This window comes from Escherichia sp. KS167_9B, from assembly GCF_030295215.1.
GTDB lineage: Bacteria > Pseudomonadota > Gammaproteobacteria > Enterobacterales > Enterobacteriaceae > Escherichia > Escherichia coli_F.
In genome coordinates this window covers 1-4,238 of the sequence record NZ_AP025758.1, presented here as the reverse complement: position 1 = coordinate 4,238, position 4,238 = coordinate 1, and the positions used below count along the sequence as shown (strand labels likewise).

5 protein-coding genes are annotated in these 4,238 nt (G+C 40.8%); all 5 read right to left on the bottom strand.

Translation table 11 applies throughout. The annotated features are described in order from the left end of the window. Window positions 1-1,187: 1,187 nt before the first annotated feature. Complete coding sequence (locus QUE34_RS28375) at window positions 1,188-1,901, bottom strand: type IV secretion system protein (protein ID WP_001590713.1); 714 nt, start codon at window positions 1,899-1,901, stop codon at window positions 1,188-1,190. After that, entirely contained in the window at window positions 1,898-2,896 is a 999-nt protein-coding gene (locus tag QUE34_RS28370) for a TrbL/VirB6 family protein (protein WP_000012467.1), read from the bottom strand. Before QUE34_RS28370 ends, QUE34_RS28375 begins: the two co-directional genes overlap by 4 nt. Window positions 2,897-2,900: 4 nt before the next feature. Continuing rightward, the gene (locus QUE34_RS28365) at window positions 2,901-3,164 is read right to left on the bottom strand and encodes an EexN family lipoprotein (RefSeq protein WP_000717655.1); all 264 of its coding nucleotides are present in this window, start codon (window positions 3,162-3,164) and stop codon (window positions 2,901-2,903) included. Between the two features lie 87 nt (window positions 3,165-3,251). Beyond that, window positions 3,252-3,659 carry a helix-turn-helix transcriptional regulator gene (locus QUE34_RS28360; RefSeq protein WP_133299398.1) on the bottom strand — a complete coding sequence of 136 codons (408 nt, stop codon included), beginning with the start codon at window positions 3,657-3,659 and terminating at the stop codon, window positions 3,252-3,254. Between the two features lie 63 nt (window positions 3,660-3,722). Next, a complete protein-coding gene (locus QUE34_RS28355) occupies window positions 3,723-4,238 on the bottom strand; it encodes a replication/maintenance protein RepL (RefSeq protein WP_000097059.1) in 516 nt (171 codons plus the stop codon).

Genomic DNA, 4,238 nt, shown 5'->3' with positions numbered 1-4,238 from the left:
TATTGCATCCTTTTTTGGGCTTTGGAGATTCACAATAAATCCTCATGAGCTCAAAATCAAGCAATTTTTGAGCCTGCAAGGTATCGGATCTGAGCTTACAAGGTACAGATCCTGATCACCACTTTCTAGGATTCATGCGGGTTCCGAGAATTTCCCTTCTTAGTTCTTAACTAAGGAGCGTAGGTGCTCAATTATGGCTATCAATTCTCTTCCGCTTCCTCGCCCACTCGCTCACTACGTTCGGTCGCTGGGGCTGCGGCGAGCGGGATCACCTCTCGCATGTTGTCAGAAATGCCGTTGCTGTTCTGTTCGAAAATGCGTTCTGTGGGCCATCCAGAGCACCAGAACGCGATTTTCAGGTGTTGGTAATGTTTTAGTCGTCTTAGCTCTTAAAACGCGCTCAGACGCACGAAACGGGCTTTAGATGCCCGTCAGGGCATGGAAGGCGCGAAAAATGCTTACAGAGGGTTTCAGGAGGTCAGGCGCGCCGATACCCCTAACCAGGGGCTTTCAGGTCGCCAGGAACCGCGCCAGCCCCCTGCAAAGCCCATTAGCACGGAACAGGTAGCCACACGGTTGGTAGGTGGTCGTAGACCGTCGATGTTACAGCGATGGGGGTCTGGGGTTCTCCCCAGACGGTTTCCGGTTGCGCTCAAGGCGCTGCCGGAACCGTGGCGGCTCGGTGGTTCTAGAGATCGGGAAACAAAAACACGCTAGGGGTTTTGAGGTCGGCAAAAGAGCAATGCAGGATAGACAATCATGGTCAAAATGTTAACATTTTATCCATGATTGTCCAAAAACGATGTTTTTGCCTGTGCCTGCCGCAGGCTCTATATTTAGAATTTAGAATAGAAAAGGCCATCTATTCGATGACCTTTATTTTTTACTTCATTGAAAATCGCATTACTATTAATAACAGAAGTAAAATACAAAACAGCTTTAACGTAAAAAGGAGTCTTTCTTTTATACCACCGCTGGGAACAAACCTCTTTTCAATTTTATCAGTGATAAATTGCAATGTACCATAATACATTAAAGCATTAATCAGCTTTAACGTAAGCTCCACACTTAAAACAATAACTATGATTGGTAGCGAGATTAACAGTGGCGGCGGTGTAGAACCGGTACTATTCAATCTAGACCAATGATTATCTACCCATTCTTTTAGCTTATTTAGCTTTATCATATCATTCGAAACTCGGTATCTTTGCATTTTTCTGACGCAGGCGATACTCAGCATACTTTTGCTCTTTCAACATTTCCGCATCAGCCCTGTTTTTACTATCCCATACATCATACTGCATTTTAATTGCCTGTATTTTTAACGACTGCGCCTGCAATGCGTTAGCCAAATCCTGGGATTCTTTCATATCCTTTGAAGACTCAATTCGGTTACTTAAACTCTGAATCTGAGACATTGCACTTGATAGCTGCTTATTTATCTCATTTCCCTGTTCAATGCTAGCGGCCGTTGAAACTATTCTGGCCTTACAAAGGTTATCAGAACTTTCAATGCCTGTAGAACACATATTAAAAGCACCATACTTGCTGAACAGATTTTTCGCCTGACTACTTAATGCACCTTCAGGATTACTGGTAAAATCAGAAATATAACTGTTCCCCTGCTTATAAATGTTTGCCAGCTCTGATTGTAGGTTACTTAGTTCATTTGTGAATGCCGCAATATTCCTTATACCTGTTGCCGTGGCTAACTGGTCTTTATATGCCTGAATCTGACTTTGATAATGCCGCGCTGTTTCAGACCATTGTTTGAGTCGTTCTGTCCATCTTGTGGCTTCAACAGCCCATTCCGGACTGGCATCAATAGCAACCGGAATACCTGCGACAGAACCAAATGAAAATAAGCACAAAAGTACTGAAAAAATTAGTTTTTTGTTCATGCTGAATTCCTCGCACGTGCTTTTTCCAGGGATGCTCGTCTTCTTGCTTCCATTCCCAATGCGCCTATTGAAGCCCGTTTCTGCTCCCCTTTTTCACCTGCCCATTCGGCGGCTGTTCGCGTTCCACGTTTCATCTGGTTTCTCGTTTTCTCTACGGCCATTCCAGCAGCCCCAATCCCTAAAAGAGCCATTCCCTGAAGAGTACCTTCAACACCTGCACCGGCAAGCTGCTGCGCGAAACTCGATGATTTCCAGACAAAGACAGCAATCAGAACTCCAATTACAAATGCCATTGCGCCCATTGTTAAAATATTTGTTGAGTTAGCATCTCTCGATATCTGACTAAGCATATCAGTTTGAAACTCGGTACCAATTTTGACGAGAACTCCAGCAAAAATAACAGTAAATACACTAGAAAATAATATACCAAGCCAGTTATTAAACATTACTCTAGTGAATCCAAACATATAACAACCGATAAATATCGGAGCTACAAGAATAGCTAACTGCATTGTTACATCGGCAAGCATGTAAATAACAGCCGCTACAGACATAATCAGGATACTTCCTCCCCAAACCAACATTGACCCGATTCCACCTTCAACTGACACATATTTGGATTGATCCATAGCATAAACTTTGTCAGCCAAAAGCTGAGTTGTACTCCACATGGTATCTAGCGTTGCCCATACAGGTTTACCAAGGAACCCATCCTTCATAGATTTAATAGCATCCATTGCTGCCGTCAGATAGCCATCAGCATTGCTTACGAATGTTAAAATAATGGCAAATTTTGATAGATCCCAGACGAGATCTTGTAATGGGGTCTGGCGTTTCCCTGCCAATATTTGATAGCCAACCCAGAGGATATAAACGCTAATACCTGCACTTAGAAGAGATAACATATCCTGACCTAATTGACTTTGAAGTGGTTTGGTCATCTCTTCGATTTTACTAACAACTTCGCTATTAAACTTTTCAAAGAAACCAGACATATTATCACCTGTTCAATCCATGTTGCTTATCATATTCAGCTGACTCAGCCTTAAGTATTTCAAGCATAGGGCCATAGGTTCTACCAATAATTCCGGCAACTTTTTTAACATTTTGACAATTAACAGAATCTTCCCCTGACTTTTTACACTCCTTATATTTCTCCGTCGCTTCTTTGGGATGATTAAGCCACCAATCTGATGATTTTGTATCTTCACCACATGCGGAAAGAATGAAAATAGACATTAAGAGCGTACAAATTTTTTTCATCTTTGATTCCTCGTATGGACATTACAATTGCTGATACAATCAGCAATTGTAATTCTAGTCAAGAGCAAAAATACCTATTGAACTATATTATTTGCAATCAGTTTCGAATCCAAAACGAATCTCTTTTATGTTCAAAAGCAATCTTAATAAGATCATTGGCTTTAAAGATGAAACCGAGGCGCAACCTAATTTAACCCTTGCATTTAATAGCTGACCCGCAACTGTGTTTGGTGTTGAATTTCTAAAATGAGCTATTTCATCAACTGTAAATCCTATACTGTATAAAATAGTCACGTTCTTTTCTGAATCAATTAATCCATCATCATCGTAAAAAATTTGATGAAGTTGAGAAATGCGTATAGCATCATGTTTAGTCATAAAAACCTCTAGCCAGGTTGTTGTGATTAGCAGGCGAACAAAACACCACTTTTGTTCGCCTGCGACTACTTCTAGTAGCCTGCGGCAGGCACAGGCAAAAACATCGTTTTTGGACAATCCACTGAAAATTGCATGCAATTTCTAGTGGATTGTCTATCCTGCATTGTATTGTTCTATCGATTAACAATCCCTCTCAATTAGGGTTGTAAATGCTATTCGATCTCCATTAAATACAAAATTGGGGTTTATAAAATAAAATCCTTTACGCATTGTCTTTGCTATAATCTGAGCTTTTTCTAACTCGTTAATTCCTCTCTTTAACGTAGCATAACTAAGTTTTAAGCTATCATAGCTTTTTAAAAAGTCATCAAGAGCCCTTGAATCCAAAAGAACCTGATCCTTTGCAAAGGCTTGTTTTTGAACAGCCCATAAAAGAACATTAAAAGCTTTAATTCCTGCCGATGATAAATCAAACGTTAACCCAATATTCGCAGTAAACAACTTAACAAATTGCTCACTATCTACACGCTTAAAAGTGGTTACATGTGTTCCAAACTTTTCTCCCGTGTTTTGATTAACCAAAACATTGTCATCCCGCCCAAGACGAGATACTTGTATCCGTTTCCCTTTCATCGGGATCGTCATAAGCTCTAAAAACGGGTTTGTTTCGTATCTCTGTAAGCTTAGCGAGCTCAT

What these genes read in the sequence shown, in the direction of transcription:
- QUE34_RS28375 (WP_001590713.1), bottom strand. Translation starts at nt 1,901, where the DNA reads ATGAACAAAAAACTAATTTTTTCAGTACTTTTGTGCTTATTTTCATTT.
- QUE34_RS28370 (WP_000012467.1), bottom strand. Translation starts at nt 2,896, where the DNA reads ATGTCTGGTTTCTTTGAAAAGTTTAATAGCGAAGTTGTTAGTAAAATC.
- QUE34_RS28365 (WP_000717655.1), bottom strand. Translation starts at nt 3,164, where the DNA reads ATGAAAAAAATTTGTACGCTCTTAATGTCTATTTTCATTCTTTCCGCA.
- QUE34_RS28355 (WP_000097059.1), bottom strand. Translation starts at nt 4,238, where the DNA reads ATGAGCTCGCTAAGCTTACAGAGATACGAAACAAACCCGTTTTTAGAG.